The sequence below is a fragment of the Acidimicrobiales bacterium genome, from assembly GCA_035512495.1.
Classification (GTDB): domain Bacteria; phylum Actinomycetota; class Acidimicrobiia; order Acidimicrobiales; family CADCSY01; genus DATKDW01.
On record DATKDW010000031.1, the window covers coordinates 1 to 20,618 of the forward strand.

Below are 20,618 nucleotides of genomic sequence, written 5' to 3' on the forward strand. Positions count from 1 at the left end.
TCTCGCTCTTCTTGAGCCGCGTCGCAGCAACCCACCGGCCGTCCTGCAGCGTCGCGTCCACGGCGCGCCGGACCTTCCCGTTGGGGCCGAGGACGGTGACCGTCGCCGTCGAGACCTCGCCGGTGCGCGCCCAGGGCCGGAAGGAGCAGGTCTTGCAGATCGTGTTCCGGCCGTCGTCACGGACCATGCGGATCGGTGAGCTGTAGGTGCGCGGGTACTCGATGGGGTCGACGATGAACGATACCGACCCGCCGTCCTCGAGACGAAGGTCGTGCACGGCGATGCCGTCCCATGGCACGACGGCGAACGGGTCGGACTCGAGGTGGTACGGGGTGTTCGACCGCGCCTGGCGGATGACGCCGTCGACGACGAACCGGTAGGTGCCGTCGGGCACCTGGCCGAGCGTGGCGGGGAAGGCATCGAACGCCTCGAACGACGCCGTCCAGCGCCACTCTTGACCGCCCGTGTGGGTGTCGGCGACACCATGCACGCCCGCTGGCATGGCCAGGATGGTCTGCACCTCACCGCTCTGATCCGCGTACGGGACCCAGGCGCCGTCTTCCAGGCGCTCCACCGCGACCGTGGGGTTGTCGACTGCGTTGGAGCCGCCGCGCCACGAGAACGTGGCCCCCGAGAAGCGCTTGATCTCCCGCGCGGGCTGCTCGAGCGACCCAGCCGGACCGACGTCGTCGGCCAGCGCGGCCTGCCAGGCGTCGTACGCGACACCGGCGGCCCGACCGATCGCTTGCGACGTTGCCTCCTGCCGCGCCTCGTCGGCGGCTGCGGCCGGAGCCAGCGGGTCGTCGGGCACGAACGCCTCGCCACGCTTCAGCGCTCCGGCCATCCGGACGAGCCGGGTGACCATGTAGTCAGCGGTGTGGGCTCCATGGGAGGTGAGGGCCTTCCGGTAGGTGTCCCGACTCATGTACTCGCGGTAGGACACCGTGTAGCCGTTGTAATCACCGGCATGGCCGAGTCCTACGGCGATGGGGTAGCCCTCGCTCGACGGGAGCTCCTCGTGGGTGAAGTTGCCCTTGATGTCGTCTGGGTCGGTCGGCTCGCTGTTGGCGTACGGGGCATATGCCGGGTCGTCCCACCCGGCGGCGTCGTTGTGGACCTGCGCTCGCATCCGTTGGAACGGACCGTCATCGACGATCAAGCTCCGATCGCCCAGATCGTCGCGACCCGGATCCGGGCACGCCCAGGTGCCGTCTTCGCGCCCATCACAGAGCTCGTCCCAGGCGAATCCGTTGTCCAGACCCACGAGGTCGTCAGCGCGTGACTCGAAGTTCAGGATCAGGTCGGCCTGGGCCTCACACGCACACGATCCCAGCACCACGTCGCCGAGACGCACCGCTTGGAGCTGCAGGCGCAGGTTCTCCTGGACGGCAGTGAACGACGGAGCGTCGTAGTGGTCCGGCACGGGGATGCCGTGCAGCTTCAGACTCTCGAACGGCAGGCCGACCGGCGCCGAGCCGGTGGGCCTCGAGCAGTCGGGGAGGCCGAGGATGGGCAGGCCTGGCTTGCCCTCGGCGGTCTCCTGCGTCCGGCAGTTCGACACGCTCGGGTACGGATGCGACACGGGGCCAGGCGCCCAGTAGGTGATCATCCCGACGGGTACGTCGCTCGACGGCGGCACCTCGACGTCCCCGGTTCCGATCGCCTCCCAGGCCTCGATGAGCGAGTCGGCGAGGAGGCGGGCACCCCGTTCGATCTGGGCGTGACCCACGTGGGCCCACGCCCTGATCGTTCCGTCGGGCAGCGTCTCGGCGTTCGCCCAGCTCTCGTAGGGCCCTTCCGCCGACCCGACGTCACCCTGGCTGAACACCAGTGGCGCGCCCACATGACGCTCGACGAACCGCTCGAGCGGCGCGAGGAAGTCAGCGGTGATGAGGTCGTATCCGTCGAGGCCCTCTGGGTGCTGGCCGAAGTTGGCCCACACTGCGATGGGCTCACCGCTGTTGGCGTCGTCGAAGCGCAGCACGGTCAGGCCGAGGTCGCCGTGCTCGAGCGGATGGCCGTAGGGCGTGCCGTCGGATGCGATGCCCCGTCCGGCGATGTTGGCCTTGAAGATCGAGTGCTCGACCGTCGTCGCGCCCATCGTCGCCGGGCGAAGCGACGCCTCGGCCTCCAGCACGGCATCGCGCATGGCCCGGGCGACGTATTCGAGGTTGCGAAGGTCGACGGCGTCCTGGAACAGCCAGACACCCCACGAGGGCGTCGAGTAGTAGGGCGACGAGTGGTTGTGGCTGGCGGTGTGGAGGATCTCGTCGGCAGTGATCGACGATCCCGCCTCGGCCAGCAGCTGGCCGGCCCGGCGCAGCAGGTGGTTCTGGGCGAGGTAGAGGTCACTCTTGAGCAGGGCGACGCGCTCACCGTTGGTTCCCTCGACGACGATGGCCCGCATCGTGAGGCGTGACTGCACGCCGTAGCTGTCGCTCTGGGTCAGGGAGTGCTGGTGGGGGTCGATGCTGTCGTTCGCGCCCGCCGGCTCCTTGTCCGCGTACTGCCCGGCGCCAGCCCCCACGTGCCACGTCGCGTCGGCGACGCCGACCCCCGCCCGAAACGTCGGTTCCTCGTCCGCCTGAGCGGTGGAGACCACGGGAGCGGAGGCCACGAGGAGGGCGGCCACGAAGGTTACTCGGAGGAACACAGTGTTCTATTCGTCGGCCCACCCCCCCAGCACCTGCCTGTCCCGGCATCTTTCGGGATGCTTCCGCGCCGGCGCAGGCCTGGTCGGTGCCGGTGTCGAACTCCACTGGATGAGAAGCAGAGCAGTCCTCCTCGCCGTCGCCGTCCTCGCCGCGCTCGTGGTCCTGCCACGCGGGGCGCAGGCCGACCCGCCCACCCATCGCACCGGGTACATCCCGGTCGCCGTGGGGACGCTCGACGAGGCGCTGCTGCACTACAAGGTGATGACGCCCGACCCGGCGGAGTTCGGGGAAGGGCCATACCCGACCGTCATCGACTACTCGGGCTACCTCCCGGCCCTGAACGTGTACGACGGTCTCGACGACCGGTTCATCGCCGCGGGCTATGCCGTGGTGGGCCTGAACATCCGGGGCAGCGCGTGCAGCAGCGGGAAGTTCGACTACTTCGAGCCGCGCCAATCGATCGACGGCGTCGAGGCCATCGACTGGCTGGCCGATCAGCGCTGGTCCAACGGCGACTTCGCCATGGTCGGCAAGAGCTACCCCGGCATCACCCAGCTCTTCGTGGCCGGCGCGCGCGCCATCCCCGGTGACGAGCACCGGACCCAGGAGTGGGTCGACGGCGTGCTCGAGGACCACCTCGCCGCCATCGTGCCGGGCAACGTGTTCGCCGACCTCTACCGTGACGTGCCCTACCCGGGCGGCATCCAGAACGTCACCTTCGCCGGCGGCTGGTCGGCGCAGCGCGCCTACGAGGGCTACATCGTCGCCCCCGAGCACTACGCCAGCGGCGAAGCCGACGAGCAGTGCCTCGTGAACCAGGCCGAGCACGCCCTCAACGGCCCGTTCAACCCGTTCGTGCAGGCCCTGCAGCCGCAGAACAACTTCGACAGTGAGTTCTTCCACGAGCGTTCGCCGTTCTGGTTCGCCGACGAGATCGACACCCCGATGTTCCTCGTCGAGTCGTGGCAGGACGAGCAGGTCGGGTCGCGGGCGACCCACATCCTCGAACGGCTCCGACCCGACCTCGACTGGAAGTTCCTCGGCACCAACGGCGATCACGGCGAGTACTACGGGCCGGACGTCTTCCCCCACATCACCCGGTTCCTCGACTACCACCTGCGCCGCACCGTCCCCACCAGGGACCAGCGGACCGTGACCGAGACGGAGACGACGACCTCACCGGTGCTGATGCCCAACGGCAAGCCGCATCCCGTGCGAACGGAGACCACGACCGAGACGACCACCCGGCCCGAGACCTTCGAGGAGGCCTTCGCCGCCTACCTGGCCGAAGACCGGGTCATCATCAACTGGGAGATGAACAGCAGCCGGCGCGCCGCCTGGACGACCACCCACGAGGACTGGCCGGTCCCCGAGCTCACCGCCGACCGCCTCTACGCCACCGCCGACGGCGGGCTCGTGCCGACCCAGCCGGGCGTGCCGGGGAGCGTCGACTACGTGTACAGCCCGGAGGCGGGCTCGCAGGAACGGGGCGGCTATGAGCTGCTCGAGGTACCTGCCGCGACGTGGGACGACCGCCCTGCCGACGGCATGTCGGCGTCGTTCACGACCGAGCCCCTGAGCGAGGACAAGGTCCTGCTCGGCACGGCCAGCATCGACCTGCACCTGTCGTCGACTGCTCCCGACACCGACCTGGAGGTCACGCTGTCGGAGGTCCGCTCCGATGGGCGCGAGGTCTTCGTGCAGCAGGGGTGGCTGCGGGCCAGCCACCGCGCCGAGCACGAGACCCTGTCGACCGAGCTCCGGCCGTTCCAGACCCACCAGGCGCTCGATTCCCTCCCCCTGGTGCCCGGGGTCCCGAGCCTGATGCGGGTCGAGATCTTCCCGTTCGGCCACGTCTTCCGGGCCGGCTCACAGGTCCGCGTCACGGTCGCCGCGCCGCACGTCCACCCCGACCTGTGGGGGTTCACCGCCCTCCCGCTCCCCGCGGTGAACACCGTGCACACCGGTGGCGTCACGGCCTCGTCGGTGGCGCTGCCGCTGGTGTCGGGTGCGACCGCGGGTGTCGAGGCCCTGCCCCCCTGCGGCGGGATCCGCGTCCTGCGCAACCAGCCGTGCCGCCCTGAGCAGACCTGAGCACACGAATCTCACCTTGCTGCCGAACTCGGGTCGACCTGATGGGCCCGGGCGGGTGGACGCGACCCGTCGTGTCCCCCACCCCGGCACGGGGTACGGTCCCGTCACCTGACCCTGGAGGCTGAGCGCGTGGACACCCTGCTCCCGATCGTCATCGGTGTGATCGTGGTCCTGGCGATCCTGGCCCTGGTGCTCGTGGTGGTCCAGCGCAAGCGCCGCTCCGGCAGCGTGCTGGCCAGCCTTGCCCGAGAGGCCAGCACTCCCCGAGAGGCCAGCGCTTCCCAGGAGGAGGACCGATGACGCTGCTGCTGCGAGCCACCGAGGTCATCGGCCTGCCGGTCGTCACCATCGCCGGCGGCGACGACATCGCCGAGGTGAAGGACGTCGTCTACCGCGTCGACCAGGCCCGACTGGTGGGCTTCACCCTGAACCGACGGGGCTTCCTCGCCGGGCCCATGAACGAGGCCCTCCCCTGGTCGGCGGTGGCCGCCTTGGGGCGCGACGCGGTGATGGTGGCCGACGAGACCGCCCTGGCCAAGGGCCCCGAAGCCCGCGACATCACCGGCGGTGGCACCCGCGACGTCATCGGCGCCGAGGTGCTCACCGACGACGGCGACCGCCTGGGCGAGGTCCTCGACGTCGTCCTGCACGTCGACGACGCCGCCGAGGTGGTGGGCTACGAGATCGAGAGCCCCGACCGCGACCGCTCGATGTTCGTGCCGCTCCCCGACACCCTCGCCGTGTCCGAGGAGGCGCTGCTCGTCCCCGCCGCCGTGCGCGACTTCCTGTCCGACGACCTGGCCGGCTTCGGCGGCTCAGTCGAGTCGTTCCGGGCCCACCTGAGGAGCACGTCATGACGAGCTGGCGAGCGCTGAAGGGCACCAAGGTGATGAGCAAGGCGTCGGCCGAGAAGGTCGGGTCGGTCGACCGCCTCGTGATCGACGTCGGTGCCCGCCGCATCACCGCCGTGCAGGTGGCCAAAGGCGACGTCGTGGCCTGGGAGGCGATCAGCGGCATCGGCGACGACGCCGTGATCATCGACGACCGCGCCAGCGTCCGCTCGGCAGCCGAGGGCCGCGAGGCACGCACCCTGAAGGGCGACCTCGACATCGCGGGGCGGCGGGTGCTGTCCGACACCGGCAACCTGCTCGGCCACGTCGACGACGTGGAGCTCGACGAGGCCACGGGCACGATCGAGGCCATCGTCACCGACCAGGGGCGCCTCGACGGCGACCGCCTCCGGGCCATCGGCTCCTGGTGCGTGGTCGTGGCCCACGACCCCGACCACGCCGCCCGCCAGGCCTGACCTCGCCTACCCGCGACCCCGGTAGGTGGCCTTGCCGCCGGCGGCGTCCTTGTTGAGGCGCTTGGAGAGGTGGAGGCCCTCGAGGAGGAACTCGACGGCGGAGGCCACCGCCCCGGGGCTCTCGTCGTCTCCGGTGAGTCGCTGGACGTGGGGTCGCAGCGCCGAGACCCTCGAGACCAGCTCGACGTAGGCCGACGAGGGGATGTCGTCGCCGGCATGGACGACCGTGCCGTCCTCGAAGGCGGTGACGAGGTCGGCGAGGTCGCCCATGGTGCAGCGCGACCTGAACACCGTGAGGATGGCGGCCTTCACCAGGTTCTCGACGATGATCTCGTCGCGGCCCTCCTCGAGGGTCTCGATCTCGATCTTGCCCGTGGTCGAGGCGATGAGGGCGTCGAGGTCGCTCACCCGGGGCACCACCTCGGTCTCGCCGAGGCGCAGGGCCCGGCGGGCGGCGTTGGCGAGCAGCGTCTCGGAGTTGGCCACCGAGAGGCGCACCGACACGCCCGAGCGCTGGTTGACGTGGGGGCTGGATCGGGCCAGGTGCGAGAGCGTGGCCACCACCTCGGCCAGCTCGTCGGGCAGCTTGACGTGCATGCCCGCGACCTCGAAGGGGGCAGCCTCCTGGCGGGCGATGGCCATCTCGGTCTCGACGTCGAAGGGGTAGTGGGTGCGGATCTGGGACCCGAAGCGGTCCTTCAGCGGGGTGATGATCCGGCCGCGGTTGGTGTAGTCGTCGGGGTTGGCCGAGGCCACCAGCAACACGTCGACCGGCAGGCGGACCTTGTAGCCGCGGATCTGGACGTCGCGCTCCTCGAGCACGTTGAGCAGTCCGACCTGGATGCGCTCGGCCAGGTCGGGCAGCTCGTTGATGGCGAAGATGCCGCGGTTGGTGCGCGGCACCAGGCCGTAGTGCAGCGTCAGCTCGTCGGAGAGGTAGCGGCCCTCGGCGACCTTGATCGGGTCGACCTCGCCGATGAGGTCGGCGATGGAGGTGTCGGGGGTGGCCAGCTTCTCGCCGAAGCGGTCGTCACGGTGCACCCAGTCGATGGCGGTCTCGTCGCCCTTGTCGGCCACCAGGTCGCGGGCGTGGCGGGAGACGGGTGCGTAGGGGTCGTCGTTGATCTCCGAGCCGGCCACGATCGGCATCGACTCGTCGAGCAGCCCGACGAGGCTGCGGATGATGCGGGTCTTGGCCTGCCCGCGCTCGCCGAGGAAGATCACGTCGTGGCCGGCGAGGAGTGCGTTCTCCAGCTGGGGCAGGACGGTGTCGTCGAAGCCGAGCACGCCGGGGAAGAGCGCGTCGCCCGCCCGGATCCGGCTGATGGCGTTGCGCCGGATCTCCTCCTTCACCGGGAGGGAGACCCATCCCGACTCGCGTAGCTGGCCGAGGGTGGCTGGTCGCGAGGTCATGGGGCCAAGGTAGCGGCGGGCATCCGCCCGCGCTCTGGGCCGTAGCCTTCGCGGCGTGGATCTGCCCGGCTCGCTGCACCTCGACGGCACCTGGCGCGCCGTCGTCGCCGACGAGGGCCTGCGCCGATCCTTCGCCCAGCCCGACCTCGACGACGACGGCTGGGAGCCGATCGAGGTGCCGGGCCACTGGCGGTCGACGCCGGCCTTCGCCGGCTCCGACGGCCCGCTGCTGCACCGTCGCCACTTCACCGCCCGCCCACCCGACGGTGGCCAGCGCGCGTGGCTGGTGCTCGACGGGCTCTTCTACCAGGGCGACGTGTGGCTCGATGGCGCCTACCTGGGTGACACCGAGGGCTACTTCGTCCGCCACACCTTCGAGGTCACCCGGGCGCTGCGCACCCAGACCGACCACACCCTGGCGGTGGAGGTCGCCTGCACCCCACAGCTCGAGCGCACCGCCAAGCGCAACATCACCGGGGTGTTCCAGCACTGGGACTGCCTCGACCCCGACTGGAACCCCGGCGGCATCTGGCGGCCGGTCCGGATCGAGCACACCGGCCCCGTGCGGGCTCGCAGCCTGCGCGTGCTGTGCCGGGAGGCGAGCGCCGAGCGGGCCGTGGTCACCCTGCGGGCCGAGCTCGACAGCGACACCGCCCGTCACGTGACGCTGCGGACCACGATCCAGGGCGTCGACGACGTGACGGTGCGCCCGGTGGCCGAGGGCTCCAACTTCGTCGACTGGGAGGTCGCCATCGACGACCCCCGGCTGTGGTGGCCGCACGCCCTCGGCGACCAGCACCTCACCGACGTGACGGTCGAGGTCGAGGTCGACGGCGCGCCCAGCCACTCCCTGGTCCGACGGGTGGGCCTGCGGTCGCTGTCGTGGCAGCGCTGGGTGCTCTCGGTCAACGGCGAGCGCCTCTTCCTGAAGGGCACGAACCAGGGACCCACGCGCATGGCCCTCGCTGAGGCCTCAGTCGCCGAGCTGCGCCGCGATGTCGAGGCTGTCCGCGACGCCGGCCTCGACCTGCTCCGGGTCCACGGCCACATCAGCCGTCCCGAGCTCTACGACGCCGCCGACGAGGCCGGGGTGCTCATCTGGCAGGACCTGCCCCTCCAGTGGGGCTACGCCCGTGGCATCCGCGCCCAGGCGGTCCGCCAGGCGGTGGCGGCCGTCGAGCACCTCGGTCACCACCCGTCGTTGGCCATCTGGTGCGGCCACAACGAGCCACTGGCCCTCGACATCGCACCCGGCACCGAGCTGGGCCCCGGCATGTCGGGCGCCCTCAAGGCCCGCTACGCCCTCGGTCAGCAGCTGCCCTCGTGGAACAAGACCGTCCTCGACCGCAGCATCCGGCGGGCCCTCGATGGCGCCGATGGCACCCGTCCGGTGATCCCCCACTCGGGGGTGCTCCCCCACCTCGGCTCCTCCGGCACCGACGCCCACCTCTACTTCGGCTGGTACCACGGCGACGAGCGCGACCTCCCCGACGCCCTGCGGCGGGTTCCCAACCTGGCACGCTTCGTGAGCGAGTTCGGCGCCCAGTCGCTGCCCGACACCGACGACTTCCTCGAGCCCGACCGCTGGCCCGACCTCGACTGGGATCGCCTCGAGCACACCCACGGCCTCCAGCGCTCGATCTTCGACCACCGGGTGCCGCCCGGGGACCACCCGACCCTGGCGTCGTGGCGGGCGGCCACCCAGGCCTACCAGGCCACCGTCGTCAAGCACCACGTCGAGCACCTCCGGCGGCTCAAGTACCACCCGGCCGGCGGCTTCGCCCAGTTCTCCTTCGCCGACGGCCACCCCGCGGTGTCGTGGTCGGTCCTGGACCACGAGCGTCGGCCCAAGGAGGCCCACCGGGCGATGGTGGAGGCGTGCCGGCCGGTGATCGTGGTGGCCGACCGGCCTCCGGTCGGCGTCGCCCCCGGCGACGCGCTGGCCCTCGACGTGCACGTGGTGTCCGACCTGCGCCGCCCGCTGACCGCCACCGTCACCGCCACGCTCGCCTGGGACGGCGGCGAGCGCACCTGGCGCTGGGAGGGCGAGGTCGCGGCCGACGCCGTGGCCCGCGTCGGCACGGTCGAGGCCGTCGTCCCCGACGAGCCCGGCGCCCTCACCCTCACCCTCACCCTCCGGTCCCCGGACGCGACGGCCGACAACCGCTACGAGTCGACCATCACCCCGTAGGGGCCCGGTTCCGCCTTCCCGCCGCACCTCCGGTACGGTCCCAGGTGTCCGGCCCCGGGCTCCACCCGGCGGGTCGTCAGCACGAGCCATCGGAGGCAGCGGCCATGGCAGCGCCCACTGAGCCCAAGAAGCCCGGGACCGCCGAGTCGAAGGGCTCGGCCCGCCAGGCCCCGCTGCCGGTCGAGCTCTACCGCTCGAGCATCGGCAAGAAGGTCGCCATGGCGGTCTCGGGCGCGTTCCTCATGTTCTACGTGCTCATGCACATGATCGGGAACCTCAAGCTCTACCTGGGCCCCGAGCACATGGACGAGTACGCCGAGTGGCTCACGGTCTTCGGTGCCCCGGCGGTGCCCGAGTACGGCTTCCTCTGGATCATGCGGGTGGCCCTGCTGGCCGCCTTCCTGATCCACATCCACGCCGCCTGGTCGCTCACGATGATGAACCGCCGGGCCCGCATCCAGGGCTACGAGCAGAAGCGCGACTACATCGCCGCCGACTACGCCTCACGCACCATGCGCTGGACGGGCGTGATCGTGCTGCTGTTCGTCGTGTACCACATCCTCCACTTCACCACCGGCACGGTGCACCCCGACTTCGTCCGCCACGCCGTCTACGACAACGTGGTGCTGGGCTTCCAGAAGCCGCTCAACTCCGTCATCTACATCGTGGCCAACCTCGCCCTCGGCGCCCACCTCTACCACGGCGCCTACAGCCTCTTCCGCTCTCTCGGAGCCTCCAACCCTCGCTTCGAGGCGGGCCGGCGAGCCTTCGCCACCGTGTTCGCCCTCGCCATCGTGATCGGCAACGTGTCGTTCCCCGTGGCCGTGCTCACCGGCATCATCGACTGATGGGACCCTCGATGCAGCTCGACGCCAAGATCCCCGACGGACCGATCGCCGACAAGTGGGACAACCACAAGTTCTCGATCAAGCTCGTGGCCCCGGGCAACAAGCGGAAGTTCAAGGTCATCATCGTGGGCACCGGCCTGGCCGGCGCCGCCGCCGCCGCCACGCTCGGCGAGCTCGGCTACAACGTCGACGTCTTCACCTTCCACGACAGCCCGCGGCGAGCCCACTCCATCGCCGCCCAGGGCGGCATCAACGCGGCGAAGAACTACCACGGTGACGGCGACAGCGTGCACCGCCTCTTCTACGACACGGTCAAGGGCGGCGACTACCGCTCCCGCGAGGCCAACGTGCACCGCCTGGCCCAGCTGAGCCTCGACATCATCGACCAGTGCACCGCCCAGGGCGTGCCCTTCGCCCGCGAGTACGGCGGCCTGCTCGACAACCGCTCCTTCGGCGGCGCCCAGGTGTCACGCACCTTCTACGCCCGCGGCCAGACCGGCCAGCAGCTCCTCCTCGGCGCCTACCAGGCGCTGATGCGCCAGGTCGAGCTGGGTTCCGTCAGGCTCTTCGACCGGACCGAGATGCTCGACCTGGTCATGAAGGACGGCAAGGCCGCCGGCATCGTCACCCGCAACCTCCACACCGGCGAGGTTGCCTCGCACTCGGCCCACGCCGTGGTGCTGGCCACCGGTGGCTACTCCAACGCCTTCTTCCTCTCCACCAACGCCAAGGCCTCCAACGCCTCGGCGATCTGGCGGGCCCACAAGCGGGGCGCCCTCCTCGCCAACCCCTGCTACACCCAGATCCACCCCACCTGCATCCCGCAGAGCGACGACTTCCAGTCGAAGCTCACCTTGATGAGCGAGTCGCTCCGCAACGACGGGCGCATCTGGGTCCCCAAGGACCCCGACGATGTTCGTCCCGCCGACCAGATCCCCGAGGACGAGCGCGACTACTACCTCGAGCGCCGCTACCCGTCCTTCGGGAACCTGGTGCCCCGCGACGTCGCCTCCCGCAACGCCAAGGCGATGATCGACCAGGGCCGCGGCGTGGGCGCCCGCAAGAACGGGGTGTTCCTCGACTTCGGGGCCAGCATCGCCCGGCTCGGTGAGTCCGTGGTGGCCGAGCGCTACGGGAACCTCTTCGACATGTACCACCGCATCACCGACGAGGACCCCTACAAGGTCCCGATGCGCATCTACCCGGCGCCCCACTACACGATGGGCGGCCTCTGGGTGGACTACAACCTGATGAGCAACCTCCCGGGGCTGTACGTCCTCGGTGAGGCCAACTTCTCCGACCACGGGGCCAACCGCCTCGGCGCCAGCGCCCTGATGCAGGGCCTGGCCGACGGCTACTTCGTCCTGCCGTCCACCATCGGTGACTACCTCGCCCCCCAGCTGGGCGACGACCCGGTGCCCACCTCCGACCCCGTGTTCGCCCAGGCTGTGGCCGAGGTCAACGGCGGCGTCGACAAGCTGCTGGCCACCAAGGGCACCCGCACGGTCGACTGGTTCCACCGCGAGCTCGGCCGGATCGTGTGGGACCACTGCGGCATGGCCCGGACCCGGGAGGGCCTCGAGAAGGCCATCTCCGAGATCCCGGCGCTCAAGGCCGAGTTCGACTCCGACGTCTGCGTCCTCGGCGGCTCCGAGACCCTCAACCAGACCCTCGAGAAGGCCGGGCGGGTCGCCGACTTCTTCGAGCTGGCAGAGCTGATGTGCCGCGACGCCCTCATGCGCGAGGAGTCGTGCGGCGGCCACTTCCGCCTCGAGTCGCAGACCGACGACGGCGAGGCGCTGCGCGACGACGAGAACTTCTCCTTCGTCGGCGCCTGGGAGCACACCGGCCCGGGTCAAGATCCCGTCCTCCACAAGGAGGACCTGCAGTTCGAGCACGTGGCGCTGGCCCAGAGGAGCTACAAGTGACCGAGGCGATGCACCTGACCCTGCGCGTCTGGCGCCAGGCAGGCCCGGCCGAGCCGGGGAAGATGGAGACCTACGAGGTCAACGACATCAACCCCGAGATGTCGTTCCTCGAGATGATCGACGTCCTCAACGACCGCCTCGTCCTCGAGGGCGTGGAGCCCATCGCCTTCGAGCACGACTGCCGCGAGGGCATCTGCGGCTCCTGCGCCATGATGATCAACGGCCAGGCCCACGGCCCCCAGAAGGGCACCGCCACCTGCCAGCTGCACATGCGCACGTTCCGCGCCGGCGACGTCATCGACGTCGAGCCGTGGCGGGCCACCGCCTTCCCGGTGGTGCGCGACCTCGTGGTCAACCGCGACGCCCTCGACGACATCGTCGCCGCCGGCGGCTACATCACCGTCCCCACCGGCTCGGCGCCCGACGCCAACCTCATCCCGGTGCCCAAGGTCGCCTCCGACGCCGCCATGGACGCCGCAGCGTGCATCCAGTGCGGCGCCTGCGTCGCGGCCTGCCCCAACAGCGCCGCCCACCTCTTCACCGCCGCCAAGGTCGCCCACCTGAACCTGCTGCCCCAGGGGCAGCCCGAGCGCTGGACGCGGGTGGAGCACATGGTCGACCGCATGGAGCAGTACTTCGGCTCGTGCACCATGCACGGCGAGTGCTACGAGGCGTGCCCCAAGGAGATCAGCCTCGACTTCATCGCCATGATGAACAGGGACTACCTCCGGGCCAAGGTGAAGAACCGCCGCCTCGCCGGCCAGCGCTAGCGCTCTCGAGAGCACCGGGGTCGGGAACCCAGCACCCAAAAGGGAGCACTCTGGGTACCCGATACCAAACCGCCGTAAACATCTGGCAGGATTGTTCTCGCGTGACGGCGAAGTAGGTGGCACCACGCCACGTGCCGAACACCACACCCGACGAGCGCACACCAGACGACACGGCGGAGTTCTTCATGCCTCGTAGCCCCTTCACTGCACCCTTCGACGCGCCTCGGGCCAACCGGGACGAGCTCGCCTCCCTGGTCGGGACGTGGGCTCTGACCGCCCGCCGGCGGGCGCGCATCGCCGCAGCATCGGTCCAGCTGCCCTCCCTGCTCCCCCTCGCCGCCATCAGCCCCGTCGGCCCCCCCGAGGCCGCCCCCTCCGTCCTGCTGCCGCTGTGGGCCGACCACCACCCCATCAGCGCCGCCGCCCACCGCCTCGGTGCGGTCGAGGCGGCCGTCGCCCGATCCTGGCGCGCCTACTGCACCCACCTGGCGGTGTCGTTCCCCCACCCGGGCCACGCGCCGGTGGCCGCCGGCGTGGTCGTCGCCACGATCGTGATCTCCTTCGTCGGCCTCCTCGGCGCGGTCGGCGCCGGTGCCGGCGTCCTCCCGCGGTCCACCACCGCCATCGAGGCCGCCCCCGCGACGGGTGCCGGCGGCGGCGGCGAGGCCCCGGCCGCCAGCCGAGCCGTCCCCGTCGCGCCCGACCAGGCCGCCGCCGCTCCCACCCATACCGGCGACCAGATCGTCTCGTTCCCGGCGCCCGCAGCGCAGCCCGAGCCCATCACCCCCGCCTCGCCTCGTGCCCTGCCCCTCGGCACCGGCATGTGGATGTGGCAGCCCGAGAAGGTCGAGGGTGGGAACGCCACCGCCATCGTGGCCAAGGCCAAGGCAGTCGGCCTCGACCACATCTACGTGCGCACCGGCTCGTCGAACATGGGCTTCTACGCCCAGGACCTCCTCGACGACCTCCTCCCGAAGGCCCACGCCGCCGGGATCCGCATCTACGGCTGGGACTTCCCCTACCTGCGCGACGTCGGCATCGACGCCGCCCGGGCCATGGAGGCGATCACCTACACCACCCCCAGCGGGCACCGCATCGACGGCTTCGCCCCCGACATCGAGACCAGGTCCGAGGGCACCAACCTCAGCGCTGCGGGCGCCCAGGCCTACAGCGGGCTGCTCCGCCGCTCCGTCGGGTGGGACTACCCCCTGATCGCCGTGGTGCCCCGGCCGTCGGCCACCATGCAGACCCGCTTCCCCTACGACGCCATGCTCGGCCCCTACGACGCCGTGGCGCCCATGACCTACTGGCTCAACCGCCAGCCCGACTCCGACGTGATCAACGACGTCACCTTCCTCTCCCGCTTCGGCAAGCCCGTCATCCCCATCGGCCAGGCCTACGACGGGCGCCCCGAGGGGGGCCGGCCCGGACCGCCGCCACCCGGCGAGATCCGCCGCTTCATGGCCGCCGCCGAGGCATCGGGGGCCGCCGGTGTGTCGTTCTGGTCCTGGCAGCACGCCAGCCCCGAGATCTGGCGGACCATCGCCGACAGCCCCGAGTTCCGGTGGGAGTCACGCTCGCCCGAGCTCTTGCGCCCAGGACAGATCCGCGGCATGCAGAGCCAGCTCAACCGGCTCGGCCACCGGGTCGGCACCACCGGGGTGTGGGACCAGCCCACCATCGACGCCCTGCGGTCCTTCCAGGCGTCCGAGGGCCTCACCGTCAACGGCCGGCCCGACATCGCCACCATCGTCACCCTGAAGCGCCCCGGCGGCGCCCCCCGCTGACGCGGGGCCCTCCCGCCTCGCTCACGCCCAGGGCGACGGTGGGGGCACGGGTGGGGCCGCCACCGCGGCCGTGGCGGAGAACCGGTCGTGGAGGCCGCGGCGGTCGGCACGGGTGAACATCGGCACCAGGCACACCCCTGCCACCACGATCACCAGCAGCAGCTGCACCCCGGGCGGGGACGGCAGCGACACGATCCCGGCGACGACGAACCAGCGGATCACCGCGGCCGACACCTCCGGGACCCCACCGCTCGGCATCGAGACCACCCGCACCTGGAGGAGCCGCTTGGCGGGGGTCTGGCCCGACCGGGCGATGAAGGCGATCTCGTAGATGGCCCCGACGAGGAAGCTGACGTAGAAGATCCACACCGGTGGCTCAGCGCCCGGCTCCTGGTCGAGAAGGCCGCCCGAGAGTGCGGCGCCCACGACTGCGATGGCGGCTGCCACCGCGGCGATGATCAGGCCGTCGACGAGCCGGGCGACCACCCGGCGCCAGGGTTGGGCGGGGGCCTCGCCAGGGGGCCACTCGTCGGCGACGCCATGGCCGTCGGGGGTCTCGTCGGGGAGCATGGCCACCGAGCCTGCGCGACGGAGCCGCCGCCGTCCAGTCGGGCAGACGGTCAGGTCACCGCCGGGGTGCCAAGATGCCCGTCGTGGCACGGTTCCTCAGCGACGAGTGGGTGGCCGAGCTGGGCGACGCGCTGGCGGCCGGCGAGGACCTGGCCGAGGCGACGACCGGCACCCACCTGACCGTCCAGCAGGTCGTCACCGGCGACGACGGCGGCGCCTGGTGGGTCCGGGTCGATGGTGGGCAGGTGCGGGCGGGCACCGGCCGGGCCGAGGATCCCGACGTGACCATGACCACCGACCGCCCCACCGCGGTCGCCCTGGCCCAGGGCCACCTCGCCGCCCAGGACGCCTTCGCCGCCGGCCGGCTGCGCCTGGGCGGCGACATCACCGTGATCATCCGCCACGGGGAGGCCCTGGCGTGCGTCGACGACGCCGTGGCCGCCGTCCGGGCCCGCACGACCTGGGACTGAGCGCCACCCGGTCAGCCGAGGAGGCCCATTGCCTCCACGGCGTCGCGCTCCTCGGTGAGCTCGGCCACGCTGGCTTCGATGCGGCCGCGGGAGAAGTCGTCGATCTCGAGGCCCGACACGATCGACCAGTCGCCGCCGGCGCAGGTGACGGGGAACGACGAGATGAGGCCCTCGGCCACGCCGTAGGAGCCGTCGGAGTGGACCGCCATGCTGACCCAGTCGCCGTCGGTCGTGCCGCGGGCCCAGTCGCGCACGTGGTCGACGGCTGCCGAGGCGGCGGAGGCGGCACTGGAGCTGCCCCGCGCCTCGATGATGGCGGCGCCGCGCTTCTGCACGGTGGGGATGAAGTCGTCCTCGATCCAGGCCTGGTCGCCCACGACCTCGGCGGCGTTGCGGCCGCCGACCTCGGCGTGGAACACGTCGGGGTACTGGGTGGCCGAGTGGTTGCCCCAGATGGTCATCTTCGTCACGGCGGTGGTGGGCTCGCCCGTCTTGGCGGCCAGCTGGGCGATCGCCCGGTTGTGGTCGAGGCGGGTCATGGCGGTGAAGCGACTGGGGTCGATGCCCGGGGCGTTGCGCTGGGCGATGAGGCAGTTGGTGTTGGCCGGGTTGCCCACCACCAGCACCTTCACGTCGTCGGCGGCGGCGGCGTCGAGGGCCTTGCCCTGCACCGTGAAGATGGCGCCGTTGGCCTCGAGGAGGTCGGCGCGCTCCATCCCCTTGGTGCGGGGGCGGGAGCCCACGAGGAGGGCGTAGGAGACGCCGTCGAAGGCCTCGTTGGGGTCGTCGGTGCGGGTGGTGCTCGCCAGGAGGGGGAAGGCGCAGTCGTCGAGCTCCATGGCCACCCCCTCGAGGGCGCCGAGGGCGGGGGTGATCTCGAGGAGGCGCAGGTCGACGGGCTGGTCGGGGCCGAGCATGCCGCCGCTGGCGATGCGGAAGAGCAGGCTGTAGCCGATCTGGCCAGCAGCTCCGGTGACGGCAACTCGGACGGGGGGGTTCACAGCGACGTGCTCCTCGGTGAGACAGAGATCGGGGATCGGTTCTCGATCAGCAGGGTACGTGCCCGCCATGCCCCCTGCTGACGCACGCATCGAGGAGGTGGCGCGTGCGTCCCTCGGACTCGACTGAGTCGGTTCTGGCACCAGAACCGCGCTGGGTTCCAGCGCGATCCTGGTGCCAGAACGGGTGGGGGTGAGCCGGCCGGCCGCTTGGTGTCGCACCCGCCTGGCAGGGTGGGGCGATGAACGGGACCACCACCATCGCCGAGCGGGCGGCAGCGCTGCTCACCGAGCTGGCGGGGCCCGACGCCCGCCTGCGCGACGACCAGCTCACCGCCATCGAGGCCCTGGTGGCCGACCGGGCCCGCGTGCTGGTGGTGCAGCGCACCGGGTGGGGCAAGTCGGCGGTCTACTGGATCGCCACCCGGCTCCTGCGCGACGAGGGCGCCGGCCCCACGCTGGTGGTCTCGCCCCTGCTCGCCCTCATGCGCGACCAGATCGCCGCCGCAGCCCGGATGGGCATCCGCGCCCGCACCATCAACTCCACCAACGTCGATGCCTGGCGGGAGGTCGAGGACGAGCTGGCCGCCGGCGACGTCGACGTGCTCCTCATCTCGCCCGAGCGGCTCAACAACGCCTCGTTCCGCCGGGCCGTGCTGCCCCGCCTCACCGCCGCCGTGGGCCTGCTGGTGGTCGACGAGGCCCACTGCATCTCCGACTGGGGCCACGACTTCCGCCCCGACTACCGCCGCCTGTCGTCGGTCATCGCCGAGCTGGGCGAGGGCGTGCCGGTGCTGGCCACCACCGCCACCGCCAACCAGCGGGTGACCGACGACGTCGCCGCCCAGGTGGGCGAGGGCACCCTCACCCTGCGGGGCGACCTCGACCGCGAGAGCCTGGCCCTCTCCGTGGTGTCGCTGCCCACCGCCGCCGAGCGTCTGGCGTGGCTCGCCGGTGACATCGAGGCGGCCGAGGGCTCTGGCATCGTCTACTGCCTCACCGTGGCCGAGACCGAGCGGGTGGCGGCGTTCCTGGTCGACCAGGGCCTGGCGGTGGCGGCCTACTCGGGGGCCACCCCGCCCGACGAGCGCGAGCGCATCGAGGCCGACCTGGCCGCCAACCGCCTCCGCGCCGTGGTGGCCACCTCTGCGCTGGGCATGGGCTACGACAAGCCCGACCTGGCCTTCGTCACCCACCTCGGGTCCCCCTCGAGCCCCATCGCCTACTACCAGCAGGTGGGCCGGGCAGGGCGGGCAATCGACTCCGCCCGGGCGGTCCTGCTGCCCACCGCGGCCGACGCCGACATCTGGGCCTACTTCGACTCCACCGCCTTTCCCCCGCGGGAGGTGGTCGAGCGGGTGCTGACCACCCTGTCGTCGACGGGTCCGGTGGCGGTGCCCGCCCTGGAGGAGGCCGTCAACCTGCGCCGCGGCCGCCTCGAGGCGCTCCTGAAGGTCCTCGACGTCGAGGGGGCGGTCCGCCAGGGCGAGGGCGGGTGGGTCCGCACCGACGCCGAGTGGACCTACGACGAGGAGCGTCTGGCCGCCGTCGACGCCAACCGCAAGGCCGAGCAGCGAGCCATGCGGGCCTACGCCGAGGGCCAGGGCTGCCGCATGCGCTTCCTGCGGGAGGCCCTCGACGACCCCGGCGCCGCCGACTGCGGCCGCTGCGATCGCTGCACCGGGACCTCGGCCGAGGCGCCACCGCCCGGCGAGCGCGTGACCGCCGCCCTGTCCCACCTGCGCGGCGCCGACGTGGTCGTCGAGGCCCGCAAGCAGTGGCCCCGCAACCTCGAGTCCCGCCGGGGCAACATCAAGCGCGACCTCCAGGCCGACACCGGGCGGGCCCTCGCCATCGGCGACGACCCGGGGTGGGGCGACGCCGTCCGCGCCACCCTTGCCACCGACGGGCCGCTGAGCGACGAGCTCCTCGACGGCCTGGTGGCGATCCTGAAGCGCTGGCGCTGGGTCGAGCGGCCCACCTCAGTCGTGGCCGTGCCCAGCCGCTCGCATCCGCTCCTGGTGGCCTCCATGGCCGAGCGCATCGCCGAGGTCGGCAAGCTCCAGCTGGTCGACGCCCTCTCCCGGGTGCGCGCCACCGACCCGCCTCAGCGCCAGATGGCCAACTCGTGGCGCCAGGCCGCCAACGTCATCGACGCCTTCGAAGCCGACGCCACCGCGCTGCCGCCCGGACCGGTGCTCCTCGTCGACGACGTGGTGGGGTCGGGCTGGACCATGACCGTCGCCGCCGAGGCCCTCCGGGCCGCCGGCAGCGGCCCCGTCCTCCCCCTCGCCCTGTTGAAGCGCCCGTAGCGGGCGGCTAGGAACGGGGCAATGCCCACTGCCTCCAACGGCGACGTCTCCCTCTACTACGAGACCTTCGGCGCCGACTCCGACCCCACCCTGTTGCTCGTCAACGGCCTGGGGAGCCAGTGCATCAACTTCAAGGTCGAGCTCTGCGAGCGCTTCGCCTCCCGCGGCTTCCAGGTCGTCCGGTTCGACAACCGCGACGTCGGCCTCTCCAGCCACCTGAAGGGCGGCCCCCGCTACACCGTCGACGACATGGCGGCCGACGCCTTCGCGGTCCTCGATGCCGTCGGGGCGCCGAGCGCCCACATCGCCGGGTGGTCGATGGGCGGCATGATCGTCCAGGCCATGGCCATCCAGCGCCCGGAGCGGGTGCTGTCGATGACGTCGCTGATGTCGGCGCCGGGTGCGATCCCCGGCTCGCGGGACCCCGACGTGACCGCGGCGTTCAGCGCGCCGCCGGCCACCACGCGCGACGAGGCGGCCGAGCGCCACCTCATGGGGCTGCGCGCCTGGGGGAGCCCCGCCAGCTACGACGTCGAGCGCATCACCGCCGATGCTCACGCCGCCTACGACCGCTGCTGGGACCCCGAGGGCAGGGCCCGCCAGACCAAGGCGATCGGCGCGTCACCGTCGCGGGTGGAGGCGCTCGGGAGCCTGGAGGTCCCCACCCTGGTCGTCCACGGTGACGCCGACCGGCTCATCCCGCCCGAGGGCGGACGGGCCACCGCTGAGGCCATCCCCGGCGCACGCCTGGAGATCATCGAGGGCATGGGCCACGACTACCCGCCTGAGCACTGGGACCGGCTGGTCGAGCTCATCACCACCCACGCCCACGCCGCCGTCACGATTGGCTAGGTTCGGCAGCGCGTTGACCTGTGCGATGGGTTCAACCGTGTGATGCAGCGGACGCGCCATTGCACCGGGCGGATGTCGGCGCGACTGTGGAGATGACCGCGCGACGAGGAGGCAGCATGCCGAAGTTCCTGTTCCAGGTGTCACTGAATGCCGAGGGTGTAGCCGGTGTGCTGAAAGAAGGCGGAACTGCTCGACGGGAGGTCGTCAAGAACGCCATCGAGAGCGTGGGTGGCACCCTCGAGGCCTTCTACTTCGCATTCGGCGAGGACGATGTCGTCGGCATTGTTGATGTCCCCGACCAGGAGACGGCTGCGGGGCTGGCCATGCAGTTCTCCTCCTCGGGCCGCATGGCCGTGTCCACGACCGTGCTGCTCACGCCCGAGCAGGTCGACCGGGCACGCGAGACGAAGAGCAGCTGGCGTCCA

General features: G+C 71.5%; 17 protein-coding genes. 13 read left to right on the forward strand and 4 right to left on the reverse strand.

Annotated elements, in window-relative coordinates; translation table 11 throughout:
- Nucleotides 1–2,653, reverse strand: a 2,653-nt coding sequence (locus VMN58_03710) for a hypothetical protein (protein ID HUF32300.1), incomplete at its 3' end; no start/stop codon positions are given.
- Between the two features lie 109 nt (nt 2,654–2,762).
- Between VMN58_03710 and VMN58_03715 the strand changes: the two genes are divergently transcribed.
- From VMN58_03715 to VMN58_03730, 4 genes are all read left to right on the forward strand, one after another.
- Complete coding sequence (locus tag VMN58_03715; protein ID HUF32301.1) at nt 2,763–4,748, forward strand: CocE/NonD family hydrolase; 1,986 nt, start codon at nt 2,763–2,765, stop codon at nt 4,746–4,748.
- A gap of 129 nt (nt 4,749–4,877) precedes the next feature.
- Complete coding sequence (locus VMN58_03720; GenBank protein HUF32302.1) at nt 4,878–5,048, forward strand: hypothetical protein; 171 nt, start codon at nt 4,878–4,880, stop codon at nt 5,046–5,048.
- Complete coding sequence (locus VMN58_03725; protein HUF32303.1) at nt 5,045–5,605, forward strand: PRC-barrel domain-containing protein; 561 nt, start codon at nt 5,045–5,047, stop codon at nt 5,603–5,605. The genes VMN58_03720 and VMN58_03725 overlap by 4 nt, the downstream gene beginning before the upstream one ends.
- Complete coding sequence (locus tag VMN58_03730; GenBank protein ID HUF32304.1) at nt 5,602–6,054, forward strand: PRC-barrel domain-containing protein; 453 nt, start codon at nt 5,602–5,604, stop codon at nt 6,052–6,054. Before VMN58_03725 ends, VMN58_03730 begins: the two co-directional genes overlap by 4 nt.
- A gap of 6 nt (nt 6,055–6,060) precedes the next feature.
- On the opposite strand, the gene VMN58_03735 is transcribed toward VMN58_03730, so the two are convergent.
- Nucleotides 6,061–7,467 (reverse strand): sigma 54-interacting transcriptional regulator, encoded by a 1,407-nt coding sequence (locus VMN58_03735; protein ID HUF32305.1) that lies wholly within the window; start codon nt 7,465–7,467, stop codon nt 6,061–6,063.
- A gap of 55 nt (nt 7,468–7,522) precedes the next feature.
- On the opposite strand from VMN58_03735, the gene VMN58_03740 reads away from it, so the two are divergent.
- The 5 genes from VMN58_03740 (at nt 7,523) to VMN58_03760 (ending at nt 14,991) form a co-directional block, all read left to right on the forward strand.
- Entirely contained in the window at nt 7,523–9,658 is a 2,136-nt protein-coding gene (locus tag VMN58_03740) for a hypothetical protein (protein ID HUF32306.1), read from the forward strand.
- Nucleotides 9,659–9,762: 104 nt separating this feature from the next.
- The gene (locus tag VMN58_03745; protein HUF32307.1) at nt 9,763–10,506 is read left to right on the forward strand and encodes a succinate dehydrogenase cytochrome b subunit; all 744 of its coding nucleotides are present in this window, start codon (nt 9,763–9,765) and stop codon (nt 10,504–10,506) included.
- A complete protein-coding gene (locus VMN58_03750) occupies nt 10,506–12,434 on the forward strand; it encodes a fumarate reductase/succinate dehydrogenase flavoprotein subunit (GenBank protein ID HUF32308.1) in 1,929 nt (642 codons plus the stop codon). Before VMN58_03745 ends, VMN58_03750 begins: the two co-directional genes overlap by 1 nt.
- Entirely contained in the window at nt 12,431–13,204 is a 774-nt protein-coding gene (locus VMN58_03755) for a succinate dehydrogenase/fumarate reductase iron-sulfur subunit (protein ID HUF32309.1), read from the forward strand. Before VMN58_03750 ends, VMN58_03755 begins: the two co-directional genes overlap by 4 nt.
- Nucleotides 13,205–13,320: 116 nt before the next feature.
- Nucleotides 13,321–14,991 (forward strand): peptidoglycan-binding domain-containing protein, encoded by a 1,671-nt coding sequence (locus VMN58_03760; protein HUF32310.1) that lies wholly within the window; start codon nt 13,321–13,323, stop codon nt 14,989–14,991.
- A gap of 21 nt (nt 14,992–15,012) precedes the next feature.
- Here the strand turns inward: VMN58_03760 and VMN58_03765 are convergent, their stop codons facing one another.
- On the reverse strand, nt 15,013–15,561 hold the full coding sequence (locus tag VMN58_03765; protein ID HUF32311.1) for an RDD family protein: 549 nt from the start codon (nt 15,559–15,561) through the stop codon (nt 15,013–15,015).
- Nucleotides 15,562–15,644: 83 nt separating this feature from the next.
- On the opposite strand from VMN58_03765, the gene VMN58_03770 reads away from it, so the two are divergent.
- Nucleotides 15,645–16,031, forward strand: a complete 387-nt coding sequence (locus VMN58_03770; protein ID HUF32312.1) for an SCP2 sterol-binding domain-containing protein — start codon at nt 15,645–15,647, stop codon at nt 16,029–16,031.
- A gap of 11 nt (nt 16,032–16,042) precedes the next feature.
- On the opposite strand, the gene VMN58_03775 is transcribed toward VMN58_03770, so the two are convergent.
- Nucleotides 16,043–17,032, reverse strand: coding sequence for a malate dehydrogenase (locus VMN58_03775; protein HUF32313.1), 990 nt, complete (start codon nt 17,030–17,032; stop codon nt 16,043–16,045).
- 239 nt (nt 17,033–17,271) lie between these two features.
- Here VMN58_03775 and VMN58_03780 point away from each other — a divergent pair, with 239 nt between their 5' ends.
- The 3 genes from VMN58_03780 to VMN58_03790 all read left to right on the forward strand — a co-directional run.
- Complete coding sequence (locus VMN58_03780; protein ID HUF32314.1) at nt 17,272–19,341, forward strand: RecQ family ATP-dependent DNA helicase; 2,070 nt, start codon at nt 17,272–17,274, stop codon at nt 19,339–19,341.
- Nucleotides 19,342–19,362: 21 nt separating this feature from the next.
- Entirely contained in the window at nt 19,363–20,193 is an 831-nt protein-coding gene (locus VMN58_03785; protein ID HUF32315.1) for an alpha/beta fold hydrolase, read from the forward strand.
- A 116-nt stretch (nt 20,194–20,309) separates the two neighbouring features.
- The coding region (locus VMN58_03790) for a GYD domain-containing protein (protein ID HUF32316.1) at nt 20,310–20,618 on the forward strand (309 nt) is incomplete at its 3' end.